23 protein-coding genes are annotated in these 24,607 nt (G+C 72.8%); 18 read left to right on the top strand and 5 right to left on the bottom strand.

Going from position 1 to position 24,607, the window contains the following annotated elements:
* Positions 1-7 precede the first annotated feature (7 nt).
* The 4 genes from QCD66_RS33940 to QCD66_RS33925 all read left to right on the top strand — a co-directional run bounded on the left by QCD66_RS33940 (position 8) and on the right by QCD66_RS33925 (position 3,866).
* The gene (locus QCD66_RS33940) at positions 8-784 is read left to right on the top strand and encodes a methyltransferase domain-containing protein (protein ID WP_364211057.1); all 777 of its coding nucleotides are present in this window, start codon (positions 8-10) and stop codon (positions 782-784) included.
* Positions 785-812: 28 nt separating this feature from the next.
* Positions 813-1,982 carry an acyl-CoA dehydrogenase family protein gene (locus tag QCD66_RS33935; protein WP_364211060.1) on the top strand — a complete coding sequence of 390 codons (1,170 nt, stop codon included), beginning with the start codon at positions 813-815 and terminating at the stop codon, positions 1,980-1,982.
* 242 nt (positions 1,983-2,224) lie between these two features.
* A complete protein-coding gene (locus QCD66_RS33930; RefSeq protein WP_375735603.1) occupies positions 2,225-3,280 on the top strand; it encodes a type III polyketide synthase in 1,056 nt (351 codons plus the stop codon).
* 43 nt (positions 3,281-3,323) lie between these two features.
* Positions 3,324-3,866 carry a hypothetical protein gene (locus QCD66_RS33925; protein ID WP_375735591.1) on the top strand — a complete coding sequence of 181 codons (543 nt, stop codon included), beginning with the start codon at positions 3,324-3,326 and terminating at the stop codon, positions 3,864-3,866.
* A gap of 8 nt (positions 3,867-3,874) precedes the next feature.
* On the opposite strand, the gene QCD66_RS33920 is transcribed toward QCD66_RS33925, so the two are convergent.
* On the bottom strand, positions 3,875-4,609 hold the full coding sequence (locus tag QCD66_RS33920) for a hypothetical protein (RefSeq protein WP_375735592.1): 735 nt from the start codon (positions 4,607-4,609) through the stop codon (positions 3,875-3,877).
* A 365-nt stretch (positions 4,610-4,974) separates the two neighbouring features.
* On the opposite strand from QCD66_RS33920, the gene QCD66_RS33915 reads away from it, so the two are divergent.
* The 4 genes from QCD66_RS33915 to QCD66_RS33900 all read left to right on the top strand — a co-directional run bounded on the left by QCD66_RS33915 (position 4,975) and on the right by QCD66_RS33900 (position 7,939).
* Positions 4,975-5,460 (top strand): CarD family transcriptional regulator, encoded by a 486-nt coding sequence (locus tag QCD66_RS33915; RefSeq protein WP_212825823.1) that lies wholly within the window; start codon positions 4,975-4,977, stop codon positions 5,458-5,460.
* Positions 5,461-5,507: 47 nt separating this feature from the next.
* Positions 5,508-6,215, top strand: a complete 708-nt coding sequence (gene ispD, locus QCD66_RS33910) for a 2-C-methyl-D-erythritol 4-phosphate cytidylyltransferase (RefSeq protein ID WP_375735593.1) — start codon at positions 5,508-5,510, stop codon at positions 6,213-6,215.
* Positions 6,212-6,700 (top strand): 2-C-methyl-D-erythritol 2,4-cyclodiphosphate synthase, encoded by a 489-nt coding sequence (gene ispF, locus QCD66_RS33905; protein ID WP_375735594.1) that lies wholly within the window; start codon positions 6,212-6,214, stop codon positions 6,698-6,700. Before ispD ends, ispF begins: the two co-directional genes overlap by 4 nt.
* A gap of 234 nt (positions 6,701-6,934) precedes the next feature.
* Positions 6,935-7,939 (top strand): tetratricopeptide repeat protein, encoded by a 1,005-nt coding sequence (locus QCD66_RS33900; RefSeq protein WP_375735604.1) that lies wholly within the window; start codon positions 6,935-6,937, stop codon positions 7,937-7,939.
* Between the two features lie 79 nt (positions 7,940-8,018).
* On the opposite strand, the gene QCD66_RS33895 is transcribed toward QCD66_RS33900, so the two are convergent.
* On the bottom strand, positions 8,019-9,191 hold the full coding sequence (locus QCD66_RS33895; RefSeq protein ID WP_375735595.1) for a homogentisate 1,2-dioxygenase: 1,173 nt from the start codon (positions 9,189-9,191) through the stop codon (positions 8,019-8,021).
* 149 nt (positions 9,192-9,340) lie between these two features.
* On the opposite strand from QCD66_RS33895, the gene QCD66_RS33890 reads away from it, so the two are divergent.
* The 4 genes from QCD66_RS33890 (at position 9,341) to QCD66_RS33875 (ending at position 13,180) form a co-directional block, all read left to right on the top strand.
* Positions 9,341-10,183 carry a hypothetical protein gene (locus QCD66_RS33890; protein ID WP_375735605.1) on the top strand — a complete coding sequence of 281 codons (843 nt, stop codon included), beginning with the start codon at positions 9,341-9,343 and terminating at the stop codon, positions 10,181-10,183.
* Positions 10,183-11,382, top strand: coding sequence for a fumarylacetoacetase (fahA, locus tag QCD66_RS33885; RefSeq protein WP_364211076.1), 1,200 nt, complete (start codon positions 10,183-10,185; stop codon positions 11,380-11,382). Before QCD66_RS33890 ends, fahA begins: the two co-directional genes overlap by 1 nt.
* A 105-nt stretch (positions 11,383-11,487) precedes the next feature.
* The gene (locus QCD66_RS33880) at positions 11,488-11,721 is read left to right on the top strand and encodes a hypothetical protein (protein WP_357535379.1); all 234 of its coding nucleotides are present in this window, start codon (positions 11,488-11,490) and stop codon (positions 11,719-11,721) included.
* A gap of 106 nt (positions 11,722-11,827) precedes the next feature.
* Positions 11,828-13,180, top strand: coding sequence for a PQQ-binding-like beta-propeller repeat protein (locus tag QCD66_RS33875; protein WP_407566923.1), 1,353 nt, complete (start codon positions 11,828-11,830; stop codon positions 13,178-13,180).
* 60 nt (positions 13,181-13,240) lie between these two features.
* Here QCD66_RS33875 and hisC read toward each other — a convergent pair whose 3' ends face one another.
* On the bottom strand, positions 13,241-14,341 hold the full coding sequence (gene hisC / locus QCD66_RS33870) for a histidinol-phosphate transaminase (RefSeq protein ID WP_357535383.1): 1,101 nt from the start codon (positions 14,339-14,341) through the stop codon (positions 13,241-13,243).
* Positions 14,338-15,327, bottom strand: a complete 990-nt coding sequence (locus QCD66_RS33865) for an RDD family protein (RefSeq protein ID WP_375735597.1) — start codon at positions 15,325-15,327, stop codon at positions 14,338-14,340. Before QCD66_RS33865 ends, hisC begins: the two co-directional genes overlap by 4 nt.
* A gap of 314 nt (positions 15,328-15,641) precedes the next feature.
* Here QCD66_RS33865 and QCD66_RS33860 point away from each other — a divergent pair, with 314 nt between their 5' ends.
* The 4 genes from QCD66_RS33860 to QCD66_RS33845 all read left to right on the top strand — a co-directional run bounded on the left by QCD66_RS33860 (position 15,642) and on the right by QCD66_RS33845 (position 21,126).
* Positions 15,642-17,081 carry a PQQ-binding-like beta-propeller repeat protein gene (locus tag QCD66_RS33860; RefSeq protein WP_375735598.1) on the top strand — a complete coding sequence of 480 codons (1,440 nt, stop codon included), beginning with the start codon at positions 15,642-15,644 and terminating at the stop codon, positions 17,079-17,081.
* An 81-nt stretch (positions 17,082-17,162) separates the two neighbouring features.
* A complete protein-coding gene (locus QCD66_RS33855) occupies positions 17,163-18,833 on the top strand; it encodes a fumarate hydratase (protein ID WP_364211089.1) in 1,671 nt (556 codons plus the stop codon).
* 121 nt (positions 18,834-18,954) lie between these two features.
* Entirely contained in the window at positions 18,955-20,364 is a 1,410-nt protein-coding gene (locus QCD66_RS33850; protein WP_375735599.1) for a class II fumarate hydratase, read from the top strand.
* Between the two features lie 33 nt (positions 20,365-20,397).
* Positions 20,398-21,126: an HAD family hydrolase gene (locus QCD66_RS33845; protein ID WP_375735600.1), complete on the top strand. Its 729-nt coding sequence runs from the start codon at positions 20,398-20,400 to the stop codon at positions 21,124-21,126.
* Between the two features lie 74 nt (positions 21,127-21,200).
* Here the strand turns inward: QCD66_RS33845 and QCD66_RS33840 are convergent, their stop codons facing one another.
* A complete protein-coding gene (locus QCD66_RS33840) occupies positions 21,201-21,848 on the bottom strand; it encodes a helix-turn-helix domain-containing protein (RefSeq protein WP_357535394.1) in 648 nt (215 codons plus the stop codon).
* A gap of 131 nt (positions 21,849-21,979) precedes the next feature.
* Between QCD66_RS33840 and cysS the strand changes: the two genes are divergently transcribed.
* Together cysS and rlmB are read left to right on the top strand one after the other, a co-directional pair.
* The gene (gene cysS, locus QCD66_RS33835; protein WP_364211101.1) at positions 21,980-23,395 is read left to right on the top strand and encodes a cysteine--tRNA ligase; all 1,416 of its coding nucleotides are present in this window, start codon (positions 21,980-21,982) and stop codon (positions 23,393-23,395) included.
* A complete protein-coding gene (gene rlmB, locus QCD66_RS33830) occupies positions 23,395-24,534 on the top strand; it encodes a 23S rRNA (guanosine(2251)-2'-O)-methyltransferase RlmB (protein WP_357535397.1) in 1,140 nt (379 codons plus the stop codon). Before cysS ends, rlmB begins: the two co-directional genes overlap by 1 nt.
* Positions 24,535-24,607 lie beyond the last annotated feature (73 nt).

The following is a 24,607-nucleotide window of genomic DNA, read 5'->3' as shown; positions in this document are numbered from 1 at the left end:
TCGACCCATGGACAGCTCCGGGGCGGTCGACGCGGAACACGACCGCGCCGGGCCGCGGGCCCTGCCGCCCAACGACCCCCGGCAGTACGACGACCTCGCGGACCAGTGGTGGCAGCCGGACGGCGCGTTCGCCATGCTGCACTGGCTGGCCGCGGCCCGGGCCCGGCTCGTCCCGCCGGCCACCCGCGCCGACGCGCTGCTCGTCGACGTCGGCTGCGGCGCCGGCCTGCTCGCCCCGCACCTGCGCGGCAAGGGCTACCGGCACGTCGGCGTCGACCTGGTGCGCTCGGCCCTCGTGCAGGCCGCCGGTCACGGCGTCGTCCCGGTCGCCGGTGACGCGACCGCGGTGCCGCTGGCCGACGGCTGCGCCGACGTGGTGGTCGCCGGCGAGCTGCTCGAACACGTGCCGGACCTGCCGGCCACGGTGGCCGGGATCTGCCGGATCCTGCGGCCGGGCGGCCTGCTGGTCATCGACACCCTCAACGCGACCGCGCTGAGCCGGCTGCTCGCCGTACGGCTGGCCGAACTGGTGCCGGGGGTGCCCCGGGGCATCCACGACCCGGCCCTGTTCGTCGACCCGCGCGAGCTGACCCGGCTGTGCGCCCGGCACGGCGTACGTCTGTGGGTGCGCGGGGTACGGCCGACGTTCTGGCGTACCGCCGGCTGGGTAGTTCGGACGGCTACCGGACGTTCGGCGTCGACCGTCGACCGGCCGGCGCCCCGCATCGTTCCCACCTGGTCCACGGCGGTCCTCTACCAGGGGCGTGGCGTCAAGCAGAGCTGAAGCGTGATCCGCGGGCGGAAGGGGAGGCATGGCGGTGGATGCGATCGGTGCCGCACGTCGATTGGCGCCGCGGCTGGCGGCCCGGGCGGCCGGACACGACCGGGACGGCACCTTCCCGGTCGAGGACTTCGCCGACCTGCGTCGGGCCGGGCTCTTCGGCCTCATGGTCCCGGGCGAACTGGGCGGAGTGGGGGCGAGCTTCGCCGAATACACCGCGGTCGCCTACGAGCTGGCCCGCGGCAACGGGGCCACCGCCCTGGTCTTCAACATGCACGCCTCGGTGACCGGGGCGCTCGGCGCGGTCGACGAGCAGACCGCGGAGGCGCTGGGCGTGCCGGACGAGGCCCTGGCCGCCCGCGACCGGCTGCTCGCCGCCGCGGCGGCCGGATCCTGGTACGGCGTGGCGATGAGCGAGCGGCGGGCCGGCTCCCGCCTGTCGCAGCTCGCCACCGTCTACGAGCCGGTCGACGGCGGCTACCACATCAAGGGCGCGAAGACGTTCTGCTCCGGTGCCGGCAACGCCGACGCCTACCTGGTCGCGGCCCGCAGCGCCGCCGATCCGGACGTGGTGTCGCAGTTCCTGGTGCCGGCGACCCTGGCCGGGATCGAGGTCGAGCCGACCTGGGATTCGCTGGGCATGCGCGCGACCTCCTCGCACGACCTGCATCTCGACGTACGGGTGCCGGCCGACACGCTGCTCGGTGGTGTTGAGGGGCTGGCCCTGGTGATCGCCCAGCTGATGCCGCACTGGCTGATCGCCAGCTACGCCGCGGTCTACGTCGGGGTGGCGCGGGCGGCGGTCGACGCGGCGGTGGAGCACGTGAACGCGCGGGGCCTGGCCGGGCTGCCGGCCGTACGGGCCCGGATCGGCCGGGCCGACGCGGCGGTCGCGGCAGCCCGGCTGGTGGTCGACGAGGCGGCCAACCGGGTCGACGCGGCGCCCGGCGACGCGGAGACCAACCGCTGGGTGTGGCGGGCGAAGCTGCTGGCCGGCACGACGGCGGCCGAGGTCGCGGCGTCGATGCTGGAGGCGGCGGGCACCTCGGCGACGCGGCGTGGTCATCCGCTCGAACGTCTCTACCGCGACGCCAGGTGCGGCTCGCTGCACCCGGCGACGTCCGACGTGTGCGCCGACTGGTTGGGGGTCGCGGCGCTGGGCGGTGATCCGGACCGCGACACAACCACCCCGCGTTGGTGAGCACGAGGAGTGAGCGAGCGTAGCGAGTGAGCCCCGGAGTGTGAACAGAGGTTGGCACGGTGAGTACGAGGAGTGAGCGAGCGTAGCGAGTGAGCCCCGGAGTGTGAACAAAGGTCGGCACGGTGAGTACGAGGAGTGAGCGAGCGTAGCGAGTGAGCCCCGCGGTGTGGACAAGAGTTGGCACGGTGAGCGGGCGGAAGCGTGGCGGGTGACGGGAGGCCGTATCGGTGGGTGAACGGAGGATCGTTCCGGTGGTCGCCGGATTGGGTGTGGCGCTGCCGCCCACCGCGGCCCAGCATGATCTGTGGGAGGGGTATTTCGCCGGCTACTACGGGGGTGCGACCCGGTCCCTCGCTGAACGGATCTTCACCAACTCCGGGGTGACGACCCGGCAGGCGGTGGTCAATCCACTGCTGGAGGACCTGTCCGGCTGGTCCACGGAGCGGCGGATGGCGCGGTATCTGGTCGAGGCGCTTCCGCTGGGCAAGGAGGCGGTCGGCCGGGCGCTGACCGACGCCGGCGTGGCAGCGGGCGACCTCGGCCTGTTCGCGGTGTGTTCGTGCACCGGCTACGCCACTCCGGGGCTGGACATCCTGCTCGCCCGGGATCTGGGCATGGCGCCTGACACGCAGCGGCTCTTCGTCGGGCACATGGGCTGCTACGCGGCCCTGCCCGGGCTGGGGACGGTGGGCGATTTCGTCACCGCCCGGGGGCGACCGGCGTTGCTGCTCTGTGTCGAGTTGACCAGTCTGCACGTACAGCCCGCGTCGGCGCGGGTGGACACCCAGCAGATCGTGGCGCACGCCCTCTTCTCGGACGCGGCGGCGGCGGCGGTGGTGCTGCCGTCGCGGGCCGGCGGGTACGCGGTCCGGGAGGTCGCCGCGGTGACGGACACGTCGACGGCCGACCACATGACGTGGGAGGTGACCGATCTCGGGTTCCGGATGGGGTTGTCGCCACGGGTGCCGAAGGTCCTGTCGATGCACGTACGCGGGCTCGTCGACGACCTGCTGGGCCGGCACGACCTTCGACTGTCCGACGTGGATGGTTGGGCGGTGCATCCGGGCGGGCCGCGGATTCTCGGCGTGGTCGAGCGGGAGTTGGGGTTGCCGGCCGAGGCGATGGCGGTGTCGCGGGCGATCCTGGCGGAGCGGGGCAACTGTTCGTCACCGACGGTGCTGCTGATCCTCGACCGGCTGCGGCGTTCCGCGCGTCCGCCGCGCCGCGTGGTGATGCTGGCGTTCGGTCCCGGTCTGACGCTCTACGCGGCGTTGCTGGAGTGGATTCCGGAGCCCTGAAGTGTCTCGTCCGGTGTCCGGAAGCGCCCCATATAGTCGCCGGGTGCAGACCGACGATTCGCAGCGGTATTCCGGGGCCGTGCTCGCTTTCCTGACGGTTGCGGCGCTGGTCGTCGGGGTCGGGTGGTGGGTGTCCGCCGCGCCTGCGGGGGTGCCGCGGCCGGAGTTGGGCGGCTCACCGGTGGTGGGTGAGGAGAGTGACTGGTCGCCGGAAGCCGGCAGTCCGCCGGTGACCGACGGGGCGGGAATCGTCGTCCTGGGGGAGAGCGCCGACAACCGGCTGCCGCAGTTCGCCGGCACCGTACGGCGCGAGGTGTGGGGGTTCGATTCGGACGATTGGCAGCGCTGGGCGATTTCGACGGATTCCGGAGCCCGCTTCCTGGTGCAGTTCGTGTGCGTGGGGAACGGTGTGCTGGAGGTCCGCCTGGGCGGTGTCGGGCCGGAGGGCCGGCGGCATCGGCTGAGCTGTGGCGACACGTTCGAGTCGGTCGACGTCACGGCGGCGGAGGACACCATGACCGTCGCCTTCCGCAGGATCGGCCCGGGGCCGGTGGAGGCCGCCGTGCAGATCGTGGCGGTGCCCTGACCGGTCGGTCAGCGGCTCGGGAGCAGGGCCAGGTCTTCCCGGTACGCCTCGACCGGTGTCGTCGCGGGCAGGGTCCGGACGATCCGTCCCGACGCGGCGACGAGCAGCACCGTGGGGCCGGGTTGGCCGGGGACGAGCCCGTCGACGAACGCGTCCAGCCGGGCGTCCGGGTCGCCCAGTGGACGGATCGGGGCGGTGCCCGGCCCGGGGGCGCCGGTGGGGGCCGGTCGGCCGCCGACCGGTACGACGGTGACCTGTGCCGGTGCGCCGGCCGCGACGGCCTGTATCTGGGCGTCGCAGGCGCAGTCCTTGACGAGCACGAGTACGGCGGGCAGCAGGCCGCGTACGGGCACCGGGGCGCCGTCGGGGCCGGTCAGGTCCAGGGCCGGCAGGGTGGCGGCCGGGACGGCGCCGCCACCGCTGGTGCCCGGGGTGTCGTCGGACTGGCGTTGGCCCTGCCAGATGACGGCGATCAGGCTGGTCAGTGCCGCCAGGACCGCGAGCGAGACGATGAGCAGCGGGATGCGCAGGGAGGCGGGTTCGAACCTCCCGGGGTGGCCGTCGACGGGACCCGCGCCGGGGCGTACGACCCTGCGACGCCGACGGAGTTCGCGGCGGACCTGGGCGGCCTCGGCGTCGAGTGCGGACGCGTCGTCGGGAACGACGATCGTGCCCCATTCGGCGGGCAGGTCAGGTAGGCCTTCGCGGTCGGGTCGGCTGTCACCGTTGCCGGGTGTGCCCATGGCGCCCCCTGGGGTTTTCCGCGCGGAATCGATCGGAACCGTGGTGTCGATCGGAACCGTGGAGTCGATCAGAACCCTGTCGTCCAGCCTCGCCCAACGACGGGGGGATTGCCAGTGCCGGCACCCGGCGAGCGACCCGAGATATGATGGAATGACCGCAACGTCCTAGATCCGATTTTTCCAGCTCGGCGGCGCGCTGGTGATCCGGGCGTCACGGAGAGTGGCGGAAATGGCGAATTGGCCGGTTGTCAAGCTGGAGCAAGACCTCTCACATGGCCTCTGAGCTGCGCTAATGGTCAGGACCGGAGTGGGACATCGGTGCCTGAGCGTGTTACCCTAGACACAGCGAAAGGGGTTTCGAACCTATGGATTTCAGTGTCGGCGAGACCGTTGTTTACCCCCACCACGGGGCCGCACTCATCGAGGCAATCGAGACTCGGGTCATCAAGGGCGAGCCTAAGCAATACCTCGTCCTGCGGGTCGCTCAGGGTGACCTGACGGTCCGGGTGCCCGCCGAGAATGCCGAGATCGTGGGCGTGCGCGAGGTGGTCGGCGAAGAAGGTCTGGGTAAGGTCTTCGACGTGCTCCGGGCTCCGCACACCGAGGAGCCGACCAACTGGTCGCGGCGTTACAAGGCAAACCTGGAGAAGCTGGCTTCCGGTAACCCCCTCAAGGTCGCCGAGGTCGTGCGTGACCTGTGGCGCCGGGAGCGGGAGCGCGGCCTGTCGGCGGGGGAGAAGCGGATGCTCGCCAAGGCTCGTGACATCCTCGTCGGCGAAGTCGCGCTCGCCGAGAAGAGCACCAAAGACGAGGCGGAGACGCTGCTCGACAAGGTGCTGACCGAGGCCTGAGAAGCCCGGCCCACAACCCACACACTGTTTTCGACGAGGACCGCGACGTGACCGCGCAGCTCAACCCGCGCGGTGACGTCGCGGTCCTCGTTCCTGCGGCGGGTGCCGGCGTCCGGCTCGGCCCCGGCGGCCCCAAGGCGCTGCGGCTACTCGGTGGCGAGCCGCTTCTGGTCCACGCCGTACGCCGCGTCGCCGAGGCGCCGTCCGTCGCGACGATCGTGGTCGCCGCGCCGGCCGCCGACGTCGACCACGTACGTCGACTGCTCGCCCCGGTCGCCCCGGTGACGGTGGTACCCGGCGGAGCGGACCGCCAGCAGTCGGTCGCCGCCGCACTGGCCGCCGTACCGCCCGGGCCGCAGATCGTGCTGGTCCACGACGCGGCCCGCGCGCTGACCCCGGCGACGCTCGTCGAGTTGGTCGCCGCCCGGGTCCGCGCCGGCCACGACGCGGTGATTCCGGTGCTGCCGGTGACCGACACGATCAAGGAGGTGTCGGCCGACGACGTCGTGCTCGGCACCGTCGACCGGTCGGTGCTGCGGGCCGTACAGACGCCGCAGGGCTTCCGCCGGTCGGTGCTCGTCGCCGCCCACGCCGCCGCCCTCGACCCGCTCACCGACGACGCCGGCCTGGTCGAGAAGAGCGGCGGTACGGTCACCTGCGTACCGGGCTCCGAACTGGCGCTGAAGATCACCCGGCCGTTCGACCTGATGCTCGCCGAGCACCTTCTGTCCGGCGGCGTACGCTTCGACCCGTGATCGTTCCCCGGGTCGGCATCGGCACCGACGTGCACGCGTTCGAGGCCGGCCGGCCGTGCTGGGTGGCCGGCCTGCTCTGGCCCGACCAGGACGGCCTGGCCGGGCATTCCGACGGCGACGTGGCCGCCCACGCGGCCTGCGACGCGTTGCTGTCCGCCGCCCGGCTCGGCGACCTGGGCTCGAACTACGGCACCGACCGGCCGGAGTGGGCCGGAGCGGCCGGTGTGGTGCTGCTCGCCGAGACCGCCCGCCGGGTACGCGACGCCGGCTTCGAGATCGGCAACATCTCCATCCAGGTCGTCGGCGTACGCCCGAAGATCGGCACCAGGCGTGACGAGGCGCAGCGGGCGCTCGGCGGGGCCGCCGGGGCACCCGTGACCGTGGCCGGCACCACCACCGACGGCCTGGGGCTGACCGGCCGCGCGGAGGGGTTGGCCGCCATCGCCGTCGCGCTGATCCACGCCGACCCGGCGCTGGCGCGCTGATCCACGCCGACCCGGCGCTGGCGCGCTGATCCACGCCGACCCGGCGCTGACGCGCTGATCCACGCCGACCCGGCGCTGACGCGCTGATCCACGCCGACCCGGCGCTGCCACGCTGATCCCCGGCCACCACCGGCACGGCCGGCTCGCGGCCGGCTGAAAGGCACCGGCGGGGTAGGTGACGGTGCCGGCTAGGCTCGGACGGTGTCCAGCGACGCCACACCCCACCCGGACGCCATGTCCGACGACGGCCACGTACGACGGGCCGAGATGCTCGCCGACCTGGGCCGATACGACGAGGCCGCCGACGAGCTGACCGACGGGAGCGGCGGCCGGCCGGGCGACCCGACGACGCTGACCGTGCTGGCCCGCGTACACCTGGCGGCGGAGCGGCCGGCGGAGGCCCTGGCGGCCGCGGACGCCGCCCTGGCCGCGGCGCCGGGACTGCCCGGCGCGCTGGTGGCCCGCGGGATGGCACTCGTCGACCTGCGACGGTTCGGCGAGGCGGCCCAGGTCGCCGACGAGATCCTGGCCCGCGCACCCGACGACGCGTACGCCCACCGCAGCGCGGCCGCGATCCTGGCCGGCTCCCGCAACGGCCAGAAGTCGATCAACGCGGCGTGGCGGGGTGCCGAACTGGCCCCGGAGGAACCGCAGGCGCACCTGGTGCTCGCCCTGGTCGCGGCCCGGCTGCAGCTCTTCGACCTGGCGGAACGGGCCTACCAGGAGGCGCTGCGGCTCGACCCGTCGCTCGCCGACGCCCGCGAAGACACCGGCGTCATCCGGCTGGAGCGCAAACGCTACGCGCTGGCCCTGGAGGAACTGGCCGACCGGGTCGACCTGACCCCGGTCGCGGAGCCGCAGCCGGTCAAGCGGACCGTCGGCGAGACGGTCCGGCAGCTCGTGGTCTACGGCGCCGGCTACACGATCGTCGGCGCGGTCCTGGTCGCGTTCATGGCCGCGGCGAACGAGCCGATCTCCCGCTTCATGGCCGGGTTCGCCGGCGTGGTCGGCTTCGTGGTCGTCGGCGTGATGGCCGCCCGGGTGCCGGGCGCGATCGGCAGGATGCTGTCGGAGCTGTTGCGCACGGACCGGCTGATGGCCCTGGCGGTGTACGCCTCGATCGCCGGCCCGTTCCTGGTCCTGCTCTACGCGGCGGTCGGCACGCCGTGGCCGCTGGTGCTGGCGATCGTGGCGACGGCGGTGGCCCAGCTCGCGGTGTTCCGTACCCGGCAGCCGTGACCGGGCCGGCGCCCGGCCGGACGCCGACCGCTGCCGCCGACCGCTGCCGCCGACCGCTGCCGCCGGCCGACGCCGACCGTCAGCGGCCGGGGTTGCGGGCCCAGGTCCAGGCGTAGCCGGCGTCTTCGCAGGACAGCGCCGGCTCGCATAGGTCGAGCGGCCGGAAGGTGTCGACCATGACGGCGAGCTCGTCGAAGTAGTCGACCCCGATGGCCCGCTCGACCGCGCCCGGCTGCGGGCCGTGCGTGAAGCCGGACGGGTGCAGCGAGATCGAGCCCTGCTCGATGCCGGAGCCGTGCCTGGCCTCGTAGTTGCCGCCGGTGTAGAAGAGCATCTCGTCGGAGTCGACGTTGTGGTGGTTGTAGGGCACCGGGATCGCCTGCGGGTGGTAGTCGACCTTGCGGGGGACGAACGAGCAGATGACGAAGTTGGGGCCCTCGAACGTCTGGTGGACCGGTGGCGGCTGGTGCACCCGGCCGGTGATCGGCTCGAAGTCGTGGATCGAGAACGCCCAGGGGTAGAGGTGACCGTCCCAGCCGACCACGTCGAACGGGTGGTTGGCGTAGACGTGGTTGGTCCAGCCGCGCCGGTGCCGGACCAGCACCTCGACGTCGGTGCCGTCGACCAGCAGTGGTTCGGCCGGGCCGCGTACGTCGCGCTCGCAGTAGGGGGCGTGCTCCAGGAACTGCCCGCGTACGGACAGGTAGCGCTTCGGCGGGCCGATGTGCCCGGTCGCCTCGATCGTCAACAGGCGCAGCGGGACCGGCGCGACCGGCACGATCCGGTGGATCACCGAGGTGGGGATGATCACATAGTCGCCGGCGGTCACCCCGAGCACCCCGAAGGTCGACTCGATCTGGGCGGCGCCGGACTCGACGTAGAGGCACTCGTCGCCCACCGCGTTGCGGTAGAGCGGCGACGGGCGGTCGGCGACGACGTACGAGATGGTGACGTCGTCGTTGGCGAGCAGCGGGTGCCGGCCGAGCACCGGGTCGGCGCCGGGTGTGTCGAGCTTGTGGGTACGCAGGTGACGGGGCTTGAGCGGCAGGTTGGGCACCCGTGACCAGGCGGGTGGGGTGAACTCCTCGGCCGCCACGATCGCGGTCGGCAGGTGACGGTGGTAGAGCAGGGACGAGTCGGAGGAGAAGCCTTCCTGGCCCATCAGCTCCTCGGCGTAGAGGCTGCCGTCGGGCTGGCGGAACTGGGTGTGCCGCTTGCGGGGGATCTCGCCTACGGTGCGGTAGTAGGGCATGGCCACCCTCCGTTCCGTTCCGAACACCGAACGGTGTCGTCCTATTATCGGACACTATTGTCCGCTCCTCGTAGCGTCCCGTAGGTTCTCTGCTTGTGTCAACGCACGGACGCCGGGCCTCGTCCCCCACCGACTCACCATCGGCGCTGATTCCCGCGCTCTACACCGGCCTCGTCGACGACGCCGCCGTCTTCCCGCCCGGCAGCGCCACGCTGACCGACGCGGTCACCGCCCACCGCGGGCACCGCGGCGGCTGGTACGCGTCACTCGTCGGCCCGCTGCTGGTGCCGGCGTCCGACCTCGGCAACGTGCCCGCCCTCCTGGCCGCCGACGAGCGGCTGGAGATCGGCGTCGTCGCCGACGTACCGCTGGAGAAGTTGCCCGCGACGGTCGCCGGCGCCGACCCCCGGCTCGCCGTCCGCCAGGTCGAGGCCGCCGTCGCCAAACGCAGCCAGGACCCGCAGCCCGGCCTCCAGGCGTTGCTCGCCATGCGGCAGGACTGGCCCGACGTCCCCGTCTACGCCGAGGTGCCCCTGACCTGGGGGCTGCTCGCCGCCCTCGACACCCTCGCCGCGGCCCGCGCCGACGGCGTCCCGGTCGCGGCGAAGTTCCGCACCGGCGGACTCGCCGCCGAACTCTTCCCCACCCCCGTCGAACTGGCCGCCGTCGTCTGCGCCTGCCGCGACCGGCGCCTGCCGTTCAAACTCACCGCCGGGCTGCACCACGCGCTGCGGCACACCGACCCGGAGACCGGCTTCACCCACCACGGCTTCCTCAACGTGCTGGCCGGCACCCTCGCCGCCGAGCGGGGCGCCGAGGTCGCCGAGGTCGCTGAACTGCTCGCGGCCACCGATCCGGTGCCGCTGATCGAACCGGCCCGGGCCAGCCGCGCCGCCGACCGGCCGCTGTGGATCGGCTTCGGCTCGTGCAGCATCCTGGAACCGCTGACCGACCTGATCAGGCTCGGCCTGGTGGACGGGGGATTCGAGTGATGAGCTGGGTGGACGGTGCGGCCGGATCGCCGTACGGGGTGCACAACCTGCCGTACGGGGTGTTCCGCCCCGCGGACGGCCGGGCCCGGATCGGCGTACGGATCGCCGACCTCGTGCTCGACCTCGACGGCGCCGAAGCCGCCGAACTGATCCTCGCCGGCGGCGCGCTGCGCGAGCCGGTGCTCAACCAGTTCCTGACCCTCGGCCGTCCGCAGTGGACGGCCGTGCGCAGCCGGATCGTCGAACTGCTCACCGACGACGACCACCGGGCCGCCGTCGAGCCGCTGCTCGTCCCGCTCGCCGAGGTCGAGCTGCTGCTGCCGTTCGCCGTCGGCGACTACGTCGACTTCTACTCCTCCGAACACCACGCGGCCAACGTCGGGCAGATCTTCCGCCCCGGCCAGCCGCCCCTGCTGCCGAACTGGAAACACCTGCCGATCGGCTACCACGGGCGGGCCGGCACGGTGGTGGTCTCCGATACGCCGGTGGTCCGCCCGTCCGGGCAGCGCGGCACCCCCGACGGTCCGGTCTTCGGCCCCAGCCGGCGCCTCGACATCGAGGCCGAGGTCGGCTTCGTGGTGGGCGTACCGACCGAACTCGGCGAACCCGTGCCCGTCGACCGGTTCACCGACCACGTCTTCGGCATCGTGCTGGTCAACGACTGGTCGGCGCGCGACATCCAGGCCTGGGAATACCAGCCGCTCGGGCCGTTCCTCGGCAAGTCCTTCGCCACCTCGGTGTCGGCCTGGGTCACCCCGCTGGAGGCGCTCGCCGACGCCTGGGTGCCGGCCCCGGCGCAGGACCCGGCGGTGCTCGACTACCTCGCCGACGCGCCGCACCTCGGGCTCGACCTGCGGCTGACCGTCGACTGGAACGGCACCACGGTCAGCCGGCCACCGTTCGCGACCATGTACTGGACCCCGGCGCAGCAACTCGCCCACCTCACCGTGAACGGGGCGTCGGTGCGCGCCGGCGACCTCTTCGCCTCGGGCACCGTCTCCGGCCCGGACCGGTCGCAGACCGGCTCCTTCCTCGAACTGACCTGGGGCGGCAGCGAGCCGGTACAGCTCGACGACGGCACGTCACGCACCTTCCTCGAAGACGGCGACAGCGTGACGGTCACCGCGACCGCGCCCGGCCCGAACGGCACGACCGTGGCGCTCGGCGAGGTCCGCGGCACCGTCCGGCCAGCCAGGTGACCGCCGGCCGATCAGGGTGCGCCGGCTGGCACTGATCGGGGAGTCGCCGGCGCGCGGATGCTTCTAATCTTCTCCCTGTCAGTACGACACAGAGGAGACAGCGAAATGGTTGAGTTCATCGAGACCGACGTCGACGGCGACGGCTACGACGACCTGGTCCGGGTCGAGGTCGACGAGCACGGCGGCATCCTGGCCCAGGCCGACACCAACGGCGACGGCCTCGTCGACATCGTCACCTACGACGTGAACGGCGACGGCGTGGCCGAGTACGCCGAGGTCGACACCAACTACGACGGGATCGCCGACGCCAGCTACACCGGTGGCATCGCCGCCGTCTGAACCACGCACCTGACGACCTAGCGCTTGCCTCCGAGGCAGCCCCGCCGAGGGGGGAGGCAAGACCGGGTCGATCTCCGCTGGATAGGGTTCCCGCGGAGGTGCGCAGATGGGGATTCGCCGGTTCGTGTCGAGCGGACCCCGCTGGCTGCGGATCACCGCCGCCACAGCCCTGGCGGCCGGGGTCATCGCCGGCACCGCCGCCATCGCCGTACGGGTCCTCGCCCCGGCCGAGGTGAGCACGACACAGGCCGGGCCGTTCCCGGCGGCCAGCGAGCAGCCCGGTCCCGGCGTCCGGGGCGTACTGACCTCGGCCCCGCTGGTCGTCGCCGGCCAGCTGCGGATCTACGCCGCCACCCGCCAGGTACGCGCCGACGGGCCGGTCGACGCCAAGACCGAACGCAGCCCGTACTGGTCGTACCGCCGGTGGCCGGAACAACTCGTCGGGGTGGTCGTCACCGGCGACACCGTCGTCAGCCGGTGGTCCGACGGCCAACTCGTCGGACTCGACGGCCTGACCGGCGAGGTGCGCTGGCGCACCCCCGGACCCGAGCCGATCGACTCCGGATACACCGGCGGCCGTACCGGCGCCGACATCGTCTACCGGCCGCACGGGCTGCACACCGCGAACCCGCCCGGTGGCACGCCGGTGCTGATCGCCGGCAACTCCACCGAGGTACGCGGCTTCGACGCCGCCACCGGCCGCGAACTCTGGCAGGCCAGGTACGACCGACCCAACTGCCGGGCGACCGGGTTCACCACGACCGGCGGAGCCTTCCTGACCGTCGACGTCTGCGCCACCGAGGAGCCGCCGGTCGAGTTGTACGACGTGACGACCGGCGCGATGACCCGCTGGCAGCCCGAGGAAGCCCGCAAACCGCTCCAGGTGACCGGGGTGAGCTGCGCGGCGGCCGCGTCCGACTGCCCCGCCGTACGGATTCTCAGCGCCGGTGCGCGGCGCGGCTGGTCGACGGCCGGCCCGACGCCGGTGCCGGTGCCCGCCCTCGACCCGCCCACGGCGCTCGTCGCCGGGGACACGGTCGTCGCCCCCGGCGACGACCCCACGACGGTCGTCGCCACCTCGCTGGACGGCGGTGCGCCGCGGTGGAGCCGCGACGTCGACACCACCGCGCCGACCGGGACACCCGCACCGTCGGGGCCGGCGGTCGCCGGCCTGTCGGTGCCGCCGGTGCGCCTGCTGGCCAGCCAGCCTGGCCGGCTGCACCTGCTGGTCACCGGCGGGCAACTGGTCACCCTCGACCCGGCCACCGGCGCCGAACTGTCCCGCTCGGTGCTCACCGTCGGCATCACCAACCGGCAGAAGACCGACTGGCAACCCGGTCACGTGTACGCCGAAGCCGGCCTGGTCTGCATCGAGCGGCTGCCCCACGAGGGCGACCCGGAGGGCACCGACCCCGGCGGCTTCTTTGTCGTCCAGCCGATGATCCTCGCCGGCACCTGAGCCGGCGCCGGCTCAGGTGCCGGACCGGACGTCGATGCCGGCCGGTCGGGCCGCCAGGCGTCAGAGAGCCGCTTCGGCCGCCGCCAGGAACGCGTCGTTCTCCGCCGGCGTGCCGATCGTGACCCGAACCCCGTCGCCCGGGAACGGCCGTACGATCACCCCGCGTGCCTCGCAGGCCGCCCCGAACGCCGCCGCCCGGTCGCGCAACGGCAGCCAGACGAAGTTGGCCTGGCTGTCCGGCACGTCCGGGACCAGCTTGCGCATCGCCTCGGTGACCCGGTCCCGCTCGGCGACGACCAGCGCGCAGCGGCGGCGTACCTCGTCTTCCTGGCCGAGCGCGGCGAGCGCGGCGGCCTGCGCGACCAGGTTGGTCGAGAACGGGGTGACCACCTTGCGGACGGCGGCGGCGACGGCCGGCTGCCCAACCATGAAGCCGATCCGCAGCCCGGCCAGCCCCCACGCCTTGGACAGGGTGCGCAGCACGACCACGTTCGGCCGGTCGGCGTACTCCTCGATGCCGTCCGGCACCTCGGCGTCGGTGACGAACTCGCGGTATGCCTCGTCGAGCACCACCAGCACGTCGTCGCCGACCGCGTCGAGGAACCGGTCCAGCTGCGCCCGGCGCAGGCTGGTGCCGGTCGGGTTGTTGGGGTTGCAGACCAGCACGATCCGGGTCCGGTCGGTCACGGCCGCGGCCATCGCCGCCAGATCGTGACCGTGCCCGGCGTCGTTCGGCACCCGCACGCTGGTCGCGCCGCTGGTCGCCGCGATGATGGGGTACGCCTCGAAGGAACGCCACGAGTAGAGCACCTCGTCGCCGGGCAGGCAGGTCGCGCGCACCAGGTGCTCGCAGAGCGCGACCGAGCCGCAGCCGGTGGCGATCCGGTCCGGGGCGACGCCGTACCGCTCGGCGAGCGCCGCACGCAGCGCGACGACGCCCATGTCCGGATAACGGTGGGCACTGGCGACCGCATCGGTCACCGCCCCGACCACACCGGGCAACGGACCGTACGGCACCTCGTTGCTCGCCAGCTTGATCGCCTCGGGTAGGCCGAGTTCCCGGGCGAGGTCGGCGGGGCTGCGACCGGGTACGTAGTTCGGCAGCGCCTCGAGGTCGGCCCGGGTGAGTCGCTGCGGCTCGGCGGAACGGGGGCTGGTCATGCGGAGCCTCCTGGGGTGTCGGTGCGGTCACCGGCCGGCGGGGACGGGGCGCCGGCCTTCGGCGGGGCGGGACTCTTCGGCACCTGCACCACGACCGTACGCGCCGACTTGTCGTGCAGCGCCTGGCGCAGCGGCCGGTCGAAGAGCAGGAAGGCCGAGTCGACGAGTTGCAGGATGAACCCGACGCAGCAGTACCAGAGCAGGGTCGGCAGGCCCATCCGGATCCAGCGGCGGAACGAACGGCCGAAGCCGATCCGTTCGTCGGCCTCCAACGGCACGACCTTGATGCCGACGATCCGCTTGCCGAGCGTCTGGCCGCTGTTGCCGACCGCCGGCACCTCGTACGCGAACCACAGCGCGGTGGCGAGCAGCAGGATCGTCAGCAGGAGCCCGTCGGCCCGCGCGTCCAGTTGGGGAAGCCCCTCGGTCGAGCGGTCCCCGGCCATGGCCCGGCGCCAGCTCTCGGCGAACAGCGGGGAGAGTTCCTGGATGTACTGCCACACGAACCAGCCGTTGACGACGACGTTGAGCGCGAAGACGGCCCCGATGTCGATCAGCCGGGCGAGCAGCCGGCCGCCGAGCGGGGCCAGTGCCAACCCGTGCGGCCGGGGCGGGGGCTGGGGCGGCTGGAATCCGTACGGCGGGTAACCGTACGGCGGATAGGGCGCACCGGGCATCGGCTGGTGGGGGGCCGCCCCGGGGTGGGCGCCGGGGTGCCAGTCCGGCGGCGGAGGGCCGGCCGGTGGGTGGTGGGGCGGGGGCGCCGCGACGGGACCGGCCGGAGGTCCGGTGACCGGCTGGTTGCCGGCCGGTGCCTGCGGTGCCGGTTCGGCGGCGGCCGGCGGTTCCTCCGGCTCGGGCGGCGGCGGGCCGGCGGGCGGGGTGGCGTCGGCGGGCAGCGGCTTGCCGATCCAGCCCTCGCCGTCCCAGTAACGCTGGGTGGTCGGGTCTGCCGGGTCCTTGTACCACCCAGGATCGACGCTCACGGTGTCACCTCGCTCCGCTCGGCGGCACCGTGCTTGGCACTGAGCCTGATGGTTCGCTCGCTCACGGCGCCAGCCGTAGGGTCGTGGCCGTCGCCGATCCGGGGTGTCCGCTGCTCGCTCTCACGCTGGAACCTTAACCATCGGTTCTGTGGGTGCCCCGCCGTGGCCGTGTTCCGGAGCCGTACGGGTCAGGTGAAGCGGGTCGCGGCGCCACCGGCTCGGCCGGATCTATCGCACATAAGGTGCCTTACCCGATCGACACGGACGAATCGCGCTGGCGGAATCTGCGGTCCGGCGTCACTACCGTGTGCCGCATGGCGAACGGGAAGCCGAGGGTGCGGTACTACCTCGTCTTCGCGCTGGCCGTCGTCGTCGCGCTCGCCGCCACCGGGGTGTGGAACCCGTTCCCGACGATGTGGGACTGGGTGAATCGTAGCCAACCACTGTCCAAACCGGACGTCGCCTGGCAGCAGCGGGTCGGTGGCACGCCGAAGAGCGTGACGATAGCCGGCAACGCCGTCGTGGTCGAGCACCGGACCTCCGTCGAGGCGCTCAACCTCTCCTCCGGCGTACGGCTGTGGGACCGCAAGGCGGACTGGAGCGCCGTCGCCGGTGACGCCCGCGATCCCGTGGTCGCGGTCGGCAAACTGCTCATCAAGGGCTACGAGGTGCTCGACCCGGCGACCGGGGCCGTACGGCGCAAGGACACCGAGGCGGTCGCCGTGTGGACGTACCGCAACGCCCTGCTCGACGTGCGCTGCTCGGACCCGAAGGACTGCACGCTGACCGCCTGGGACCCGCGCGGCACCACCCCGCGGTGGTCCACCGACATCCCCGGCGTGGGATTCGTGCTCTTCGCCGACAACCCGGACGTGCTGGGTACCCGCAAGCTCACCGCCGACGGCGTCGACCCCGGCGCCGGCGGCCCCGAGCCCATGCCGGCCCTGATCGGCTTCCCGATCGACGGTCGGGTGCACGTCGTCGACACCGCCACCGGCCGGGTGGTGCAGCGGCTGGAACCGGACCGGCGTGACCGGCTGGTCGTGGTCGGCGGCCGGGTGCTGAAGATAACCGCCCGTTCCGAGGACGGCACCTGCTACTTCAACGTCGAGGCCCACGACCCCAACACCGGGCAGCGGATCTGGCAGCGGGCCGGGATCAACCTGCGTACGGCGGACGGCGCCGGCTGCGTGCAGCGGGAGGATCCGCAGGGCGGGCTCAACGTCATCGTCGGCATCGCCCCGGACGCCCGCGAGACGGTGATCGACGCGTACGACGGGCGCTACCTGTGGGTCGGCACGCAGGGCGAGCGGCTGCGGGCGGTCGACGATCATTACGCCCTGGTCCGCGCCGCCGACGGCAGGTCGGTGACGGGGCACCGGCTGTCGGTCGACGGCCCGCGCTGGGACCGGCCGGTCCACCCGGACGCCGAGATGGCCCTGGCCCGCTTCGCGGCGGTCGTGGTGGACAGCGACCCGGACCGGGTGATCGCCCTGGATCCGGCGACCGGCCGGGAGTTGGTCAACCTCCGTACGACCGCGAAGGTCCTCGCGGTCGGCCCGGCCGGCATGATCATCGGCGAGGGTCGCGACATCGGGTACGTCCCCTTCAACGGCTCCGCGCCCGACCAGCCGGGTGGCGGCGGGCCACCGCCCGGCGGCAACGGCGACCCCGGCGGCAACGGCGACGGCAGCGGGTCGTGCGGCGGCGCCAAGGAGCCGGAGTGTGAATCATCGCAGCCCAAGGACGGGTGACCGGCGTACTTCGGTGACGGCGGACATGCGTGGTGCCGGCGGGTGGGAGCGGACGGCCGCGCTGGCTTAGGCTCTCCGTTCATGAGCAGTGCCGCCGCCTTCTCCTACTCTCCCCTGCTGCCCCTCGGTGCCGACCAGACCGAATACCGGCTGATCACCGACGAGGGCGTCGACGTGGTCAACGGTCCCGGTGGCCGGCGGTTCCTGACCGTCGACCCGGCGGCGCTCACCGCCCTGACCGCCGAGGCGATGCACGACATCGCGCACTTCCTGCGCCCCGCTCACCTGGCCCAGCTCCGGTCGATCATCGACGATCCGGCGGCCTCGCCCAACGACCGGTTCGTCGCCCTCGACCTGCTGCGCAACGCGAACATCGCGGCCGGTGGCGTACTGCCGATGTGCCAGGACACCGGCACCGCGATCGTGATGGGCAAGCGCGGCCGGCACGTGCTCACCGACGGCTCCGACGAGGAGGCCATCGCCCGCGGTGTCTACCAGGCGTACACCCGGCTCAACCTGCGCTACTCGCAGCTCGCCCCGATCACGATGTGGGAGGAGCGCAACACCGGCACCAACCTGCCGGCGCAGATCGAGTTGTACGCCGAGGACCCGGGCGGCCACCCGGACGCCTACAAGTTCCTCTTCATGGCCAAGGGCGGCGGCTCGGCCAACAAGTCCTACCTCTACCAGGAGACCAAGGCGCTGCTGAATCCGACCAGGATGATGCAGTTCCTGGAAGAGAAGCTGCGGCTGATCGGCACCTCGGCCTGCCCGCCCTACCACCTGGCCGTCGTGATCGGTGGTACGTCCGCCGAGCACGCGCTGAAGACCGCGAAGCTCGCCTCGGCGAAGTACCTGGACAACCTGCCGACCGAGGGCTCGATGCTGGCGCACGGCTTCCGTGACGTCGAGCTGGAGGCCGAGGTGCTGGAGCTGACCCGGCAGTTCGGCATCGGTGCCCAGTTCGGCGGGCGGTACTTCTGCCACGACGTACGGGTGGTCCGGCTGCCCCGGCACGGTGCCTCCTGCCCGGTCGCGATCGCGGTGTCCTGCTCCGCCGACCGGCAGGCGGTGGCGAAGATCACCCCGTCCGGGGTCTGGCTGGAGCGGCTGGAGACCGACCCGGCCCGCTTCCTGCCCGACGTGACCGAGGAGACCCTCGGCGGCGACTCCGACGTGGTCCGCGTCGACCTCAACCGGCCGATGGACGAGATCCGGGCCGAACTCTCCCGCTATCCGGTGAAGACCCGGCTCTCGCTGACCGGGCCGCTGGTCGTCGCCCGCGACATCGCCCACGCGAAGATCGCCGAACGGCTGGACGCCGGCGAGCCGATGCCGCAGTACCTGCGCGACCACGCCGTCTACTACGCCGGCCCGGCCAAGACCCCCGAGGGCTACGCGTCGGGTTCGTTCGGCCCGACGACGGCCGGCCGGATGGACGCGTACGTGGAGAAGTTCCAGGCCGCCGGCGGCTCGCAGGTCATGCTCGCCAAGGGCAACCGGTCCGGCCAGGTGACCCGTTCCTGCCACCAGCACGGCGGCTTCTACCTCGGGTCGATCGGCGGCCCGGCGGCCCGGCTGGCCCAGGACTGCATCCGGCACGTGGAGGTGCTGGAGTACCCGGAGTTGGGCATGGAGGCGGTCTGGAAGATCGAGGTCGAGGACTTCCCGGCCTTCATCGTCGTCGACGACAAGGGCAACGACTTCTTCGCCGAGGTGACCAAGCCCGTCCTCACGGTCGGCCGCCGCTGACCCTCACCGCCACCACCCCGCTCCCCGCGATCTTGCAGTTATCTCCTCCTTTTGTCGGTTCTGTCGGGCGATAGGTGCAAGATCGCGGGGATCTCTGCGTGCCGGCGCCGCGCGGGGCAGGATGGAGTACGTGACTTCTCCTGAGGCTGTGGGCTACCGGATCGAACGCGACACGATGGGCGAGGTCCAGGTGCCCGCCGACGCTCTCTGGCGGGCCCAGACCCAGCGCGCGGTGGAGAACTTCCCGATCTCCGGACGCGGGCTGGAATCCGCGCACATCCGCGCCCTCGCCCAGATCAAGGGGGCGGCGGCAGAGGTCAACGCCGAACTCGGGGTGCTCGACCCGGACATCGCCGACGCCGTCGCCACCGCCGCGGCGCACGTGGCCGACGGCGGCTACGACGACCAGTTCCCGATCGACGTCTTCCAGACCGGCTCCGGCACCTCGTCGAACATGAACACCAACGAGGTGATCGCCACCCTCGCCGAGCGTGAACTCGGCCGGAAGGTGCACCCGAACGACCACGTCAACGCGTCGCAGTCGAGCAACGACGTCTTCCCGTCGTCGATCCACCTGGCGGCCACCCAGGCGGTCGTACACGATCTCCTGCCGGCGCTGCGGCACCTGCACGCCGCCCTGGCGGCGAAGTCCGGCGAGTTCGCCACCGTCGTCAAGGCCGGCCGTACCCACCTGATGGACGCCACGCCGGTGACCCTCGGCCAGGAGTTCGGCGGGTACGCCACTCAGGTGCGGCTCGGTGTCGATCGGCTGGAGTCCGTCCTGCCGAGGCTCGGCGAACTGCCGCTCGGCGGCACCGCGGTCGGCACCGGCATCAACACGCCACCCGGGTTCGCCGCGGCGGTCATCGAACGGCTCCGCCAGGAGACCGGACTGCCGCTGACCGAGGCCCGCGACCACTTCGAGGCGCAGGGCGCCCGCGACGCGCTGGTCGAGGCGTCCGGGCAGCTCAAGACCGTCGCGGTCAGCCTCTACAAGATCGTCAACGACATCCGCTGGATGGGTTCCGGCCCCACCGCCGGGCTGCGCGAGCTGCTGATCCCCGACCTCCAGCCGGGTTCGTCGATCATGCCCGGCAAGGTCAACCCGGTGGTGCCCGAGGCGGTCCGGCAGGTCTGCGCCCAGGTGATCGGCAACGACGCCACGGTGTCGTTCGCCGGCACCCAGGGCGACTTCGAACTCAACGTGATGCTCCCGGTGATGGCCCGCAACCTGCTGGAGTCCATCCGCCTCCTGGCCGCCGCCGGTCGCCTGCTCGCCGACCGCTGCGTGGCCGGCCTGGTCGCCGACGAGAAGGTCGCCCGGACGTACGCGGAGAGTTCGCCGTCGATCGTCACCCCCCTCAACCGCCACCTCGGGTACGACGAGGCCGCCTCGATCGCCAAGCAGGCGCTGGCCGAGGGGTTGACCATCCGCGAGGTGGTGATCGAGCGCGGCCACGTCGAGTCGGGCCGGCTCACCGAACGGCAGCTCGACGAGGCGCTCGACGTGTTGCGGATGACCCGTCCCTGAGCCCGGGGCCGCCGTCGGCCTACCCTCGACGATGTGATCTCCACTGTGGTCTTCGACGCCGACGAGACGCTGATCGACCTGCGGCCGGCGGTGACCGGCGGGCTGGTGGCCGTACTCGAGGAGATGTGGCGGCTGACCCCGATGGCGGCGGACGTCACACTCGCCGACCTGGAGTCGGACTGGGGCGCCGTCTTCGGCGAGTTGGCGTCGGCGCCGGTGACCGAGATCCGGCGGGCCGCGCTGGCCCGGTCGTTGGCCCGGGCCGGCCTGGAGACGGAACTCGACCGGCTGGCCGAGCTGTTCTTCGCCCGGCGCTTCGAGCTGACCCGCCCGTTCCCGGACGCGCTGCCGGCGCTGCGGCGGCTGCGGGAGACGTACACGCTGGGGTTCGCCACCAACGGCAACAGCCGGGCGGAGCGGTGCGGGCTGTCCGGCGAGTTCGCGTTCGAGATCTACGCCCATGTCGGCGGGGTGCCGAAGAAGCCGGACCCGGCCTTCTACGCGACCGTGGTGTCGGCGGCCGCGGTCGATCCGGCGGCGGTGGTCTACGTCGGCGACTCGCCGGAACACGATGTGACCGGCGCCCAGGCGGCCGGGCTGCGGGCGATCTGGCTCAACCGCTCCGGCGCCCCGGTGCCGGCCGGGCTGCGCCCGGACGGCCAGGTCCGGTCACTCGCCGAGTTGCCCGCCGCGATCGCCGCCCTGCCAGCCCGACCCTCGACGCGACCCCGGCCGGACGCCCAGCCGCCAAGATCCGCGTGATCAGGGACTAAGTCTGGCGTGTCGTCGGTGCGCCGGCATGCAAAGCCCCTGATCACGCGGATCTTGAGGGTGCTTCAGCCGAGGGCGGTGGCGATCGCGGTGGCGGCGGCGGTCACCTGCGGGCCGACCGATTCGATGTCCAGGGCGGCGAGCGCCACCACGCCTACGCTCGCGGCCAGACCCTCGACGCCGGGGACCGGGGCGGCCACGCCGTACGCCCCGGGTTGCAGCTCGCCGACGGTGGCGACCGGGCCGAGGTCGCCGAGCCGGCCGGCGAGGATCGCCCGGCCCGCCGCGCCCCGGTCGAGCGGATGCCGCGACCCGGCCCGGTAGGCGACGTGGAACGCGGTCCAGCTCGGCTCGACGACCGCCAGCGCGACTCCCTCGTCACCCTCGGCCACGGTCAGGTGGGCGGTCGCGCCGACCTGCTCGGCCAGCCGGCGCAGTGCCGGCAGGGCGGCGTCGGCGAGCAGCGGCTGCGCCCGGCGGGCGAGTTGCAGCACCCCCACCCCGAGCCGGAGCCGGCCGGCCGTGTCGCGGCGGACCAGGCCGTGCTGGACCAGCGCGGTGACCAGCCGGTAGACGACCGTACGGCCGACACCGAGCCGGGCCGCGGCCTCGGTGACGGTCAGCCCGGCGGGTGCGTCGGCGACCAGTTGCAGCAGTCGTAGCCCCCGGTCGAGGGTCTGTGCCGTCTCACCCGGGCGGGGCGCGCTCTCCACGACCGAGACCCTACGCGCGGAGCGGGTCGGCCGGCGCCACGCCGGCCCCTGCCGGCCGCCAAGATCGGATAAGGTGGATCAGAGGTATGTCCGGACGCCGCCGGGAAGGCCGCTGCGGCTACCCTTGTACGGTGACGCTACGCCTTTACGACACCGCGACCCGATCGGTGCGGGACTTCGTCCCGCGCGAGAGCGGCAAGGTGGGCGTCTACCTCTGTGGGCTGACCGTGCAGGCCCCGCCGCACATCGGCCACCTCCGTTCCGGCGTCAACTACGACGTGCTCCGGCGCTGGTTCCTGCGCAACGGCTACGAGGTGACCTTCGTCCGCAACATCACCGACATCGACGACAAGATCCTCGACAAGGCGTGCGAACAGGACCGGCCGTTCTGGTCGATCTCGTACGCCAACGAGCTGATCCTCTCGGCCGCCTACCGCAGCCTCAACGTGCTGCCGCCGACTTACGAGCCACGGGCCACCGGGCACGTGCCGGAGATGCACGAGCTGATCGCCCGGCTGATCGCCGACGGGCACGCCTACCCGGCGCTGGACGGCTCCGGCGACGTCTACTTCGACGTCAGCTCCTACCCCGCGTACGGGGAACTGTCCGGGCAGCAGCCGGACGCGATGCGGGCGGCCGAGGACGCGCCCGGGTTCGCCAAGCGCGACCCGCGCGACTTCGCGCTGTGGAAGGGGCACAAGCCCAGCGAACCGGCGGACGCCTCCTGGCCGTCGCCGTGGGGCCGGGGCCGGCCCGGCTGGCACATCGAGTGCTCCGCGATGTGCTGGCGCTACCTGGGCACCGAGTTCGACATCCACGGCGGCGGGCTCGACCTGACCTTCCCGCACCACGAGAACGAGGTGGCCCAGTCCAGGGCCGCCGGCTTCGGGTTCGCCCGCTACTGGGTGCACCACGGCCTGCTCAACCTCGGCCCGGCCAAGATGAGCAAGTCCCTGGGCAACGTCATCGACCTGGCCCACGTCACCGCGATCGGGGTCCGCCCGGTCGAGCTGCGCTACTACCTCGTGTCCCCGCACTACCGGTCCCGGATCGACTACTCCGACGAGGCGCTGCGCGAGGCGGCGGTCGCCTACCGGCGGATCGAGGGCTTCGTGCAGCGGGCCGTGGAACGCGTCGGCCGCATCGGTGCGGGTGCGGTGCCGGCGGCGTTCGCCGCCGCGATGGACGACGACCTCAACACCTCGGCGGCGACGGCGGTGCTGCACGACGCGCTGCGCGACGGCAACACGGCGCTGGCGGACGGCGACGACGACGCCACCCGCGTCGCGCTGGCCACGGTACGGGCCATGCTCGACATCCTCGGCGTCGACCCGCTCGACCCGGGAAACATCGGCGGTGAGCGGGGCGGCGACCTGAGAGGGGTCGTCGACTCGCTGGTCGCGCTGGCCCTGGAGCAACGCGCCCAGGCCCGGCAACGGAAGGACTGGGCCGCCGCCGACGCGGTGCGCGACCAGCTCAAGCACGCCGGAGTCGTGGTGGAGGACACCCCACACGGCCCGCGTTGGACCATTGGAGAACAGGACTGATGGCTGGCAACTCGCAACGCCGTGGGCGTCGGGTGACCCCGAAGAAGGGCGCCACGATCGGCTCGGGCGGCAAGAACCGCGCGGGTCTGGCCGGCAAGGGCAAGACCCTCCCGGCCGACGAGCGTCCGTGGCACAAGGCGTACTCGGGCACCGAGAAGCTGCCCCAGCGCACCGCCTGGAAGCAGGACAAGGAGCGGCGGGCGGCGGCCGAGGAGGGCCGGGCGCCCAAGATCGGTACACCGGGCTCGAAGGACACCACCTGGGGCGTCGGCCAGCGGGGCGCCGGCAAGCCGGCCCGCGCGGCCGCCGGCAAGGCGGGTGGCCGCGCCGGTTCCCGGACTCCGACCCGCAGCGGGCCACGGGTGGCGCCCGGCCGCAAGTCGATGCCGGCGAAGGACGCCCCCGAACTGCTCGTCGGGCGTAACCCGGTCGTGGAGGCGCTGCGCACGCACGTCCCGGCGACCGCGCTGTACGTCGCACACGGCATCGACATCGACGACCGGGTCAACGAACTGGTCCGGACCGCCGCCGACCGGGGCATCGCGATCCTTGAGGTCAGCCGGCCCGAACTGGACCGGATGACCGGCGGCGTGCTCCACCAGGGCGTCGGCCTGCAGGTGCCGCCGTTCGCGTACGAGATCTTCGAGGACCTGCTCGCGGCGTCGGTCGAGCACACCGCGCCGCTGCTCGTCGCGCTCGACGGGGTCACCGACCCGCGCAACCTCGGTGCGGTGATCCGCTCGGCGGCCGCCTTCGGCGCGCAGGGCGTCTTCATGCCCGAACGCCGCGCGGCCGGTATCACCGCCACCGCCTGGCGCACCAGCGCCGGCGCCGCCGCCCGGGTCCCGGTGAGCCAGGTGACCAACCTGACCCGGGCCGTCAAAGCCTGCCAGCAGGCCGGCTTCATGGTGGTCGGGCTCGACGCCGACGGCGAGACCGGGCTCTACGACCTGGAAGCCGCGGTCGGACCGCTGGTGGTGGTCGTCGGCTCCGAGGGGCGCGGGCTGTCCCGGCTGGTCGGCGAAACCTGCGACCTGCGGGTGAGCATCCCGATGGTGTCGGAGATCGAGTCGCTCAACGCCTCGGTGGCCGCCGCCGTGTCGCTGGCCGAGATCGCCCGGCGGCGCCGGGAGTCCTGACCCGCGGAGCCACTGCCACGGGCCGTGCGGCCCCGGACCGGTTTCGGGGCGGCGCGGCCCCCGTAACATGCAG

The sequence above is a fragment of the Polymorphospora sp. A560 genome, assembly GCF_045781765.1.
GTDB lineage: Bacteria > Actinomycetota > Actinomycetes > Mycobacteriales > Micromonosporaceae > Polymorphospora > Polymorphospora lycopeni.
This window is presented reverse-complemented; position numbering and strand designations above follow the sequence as displayed.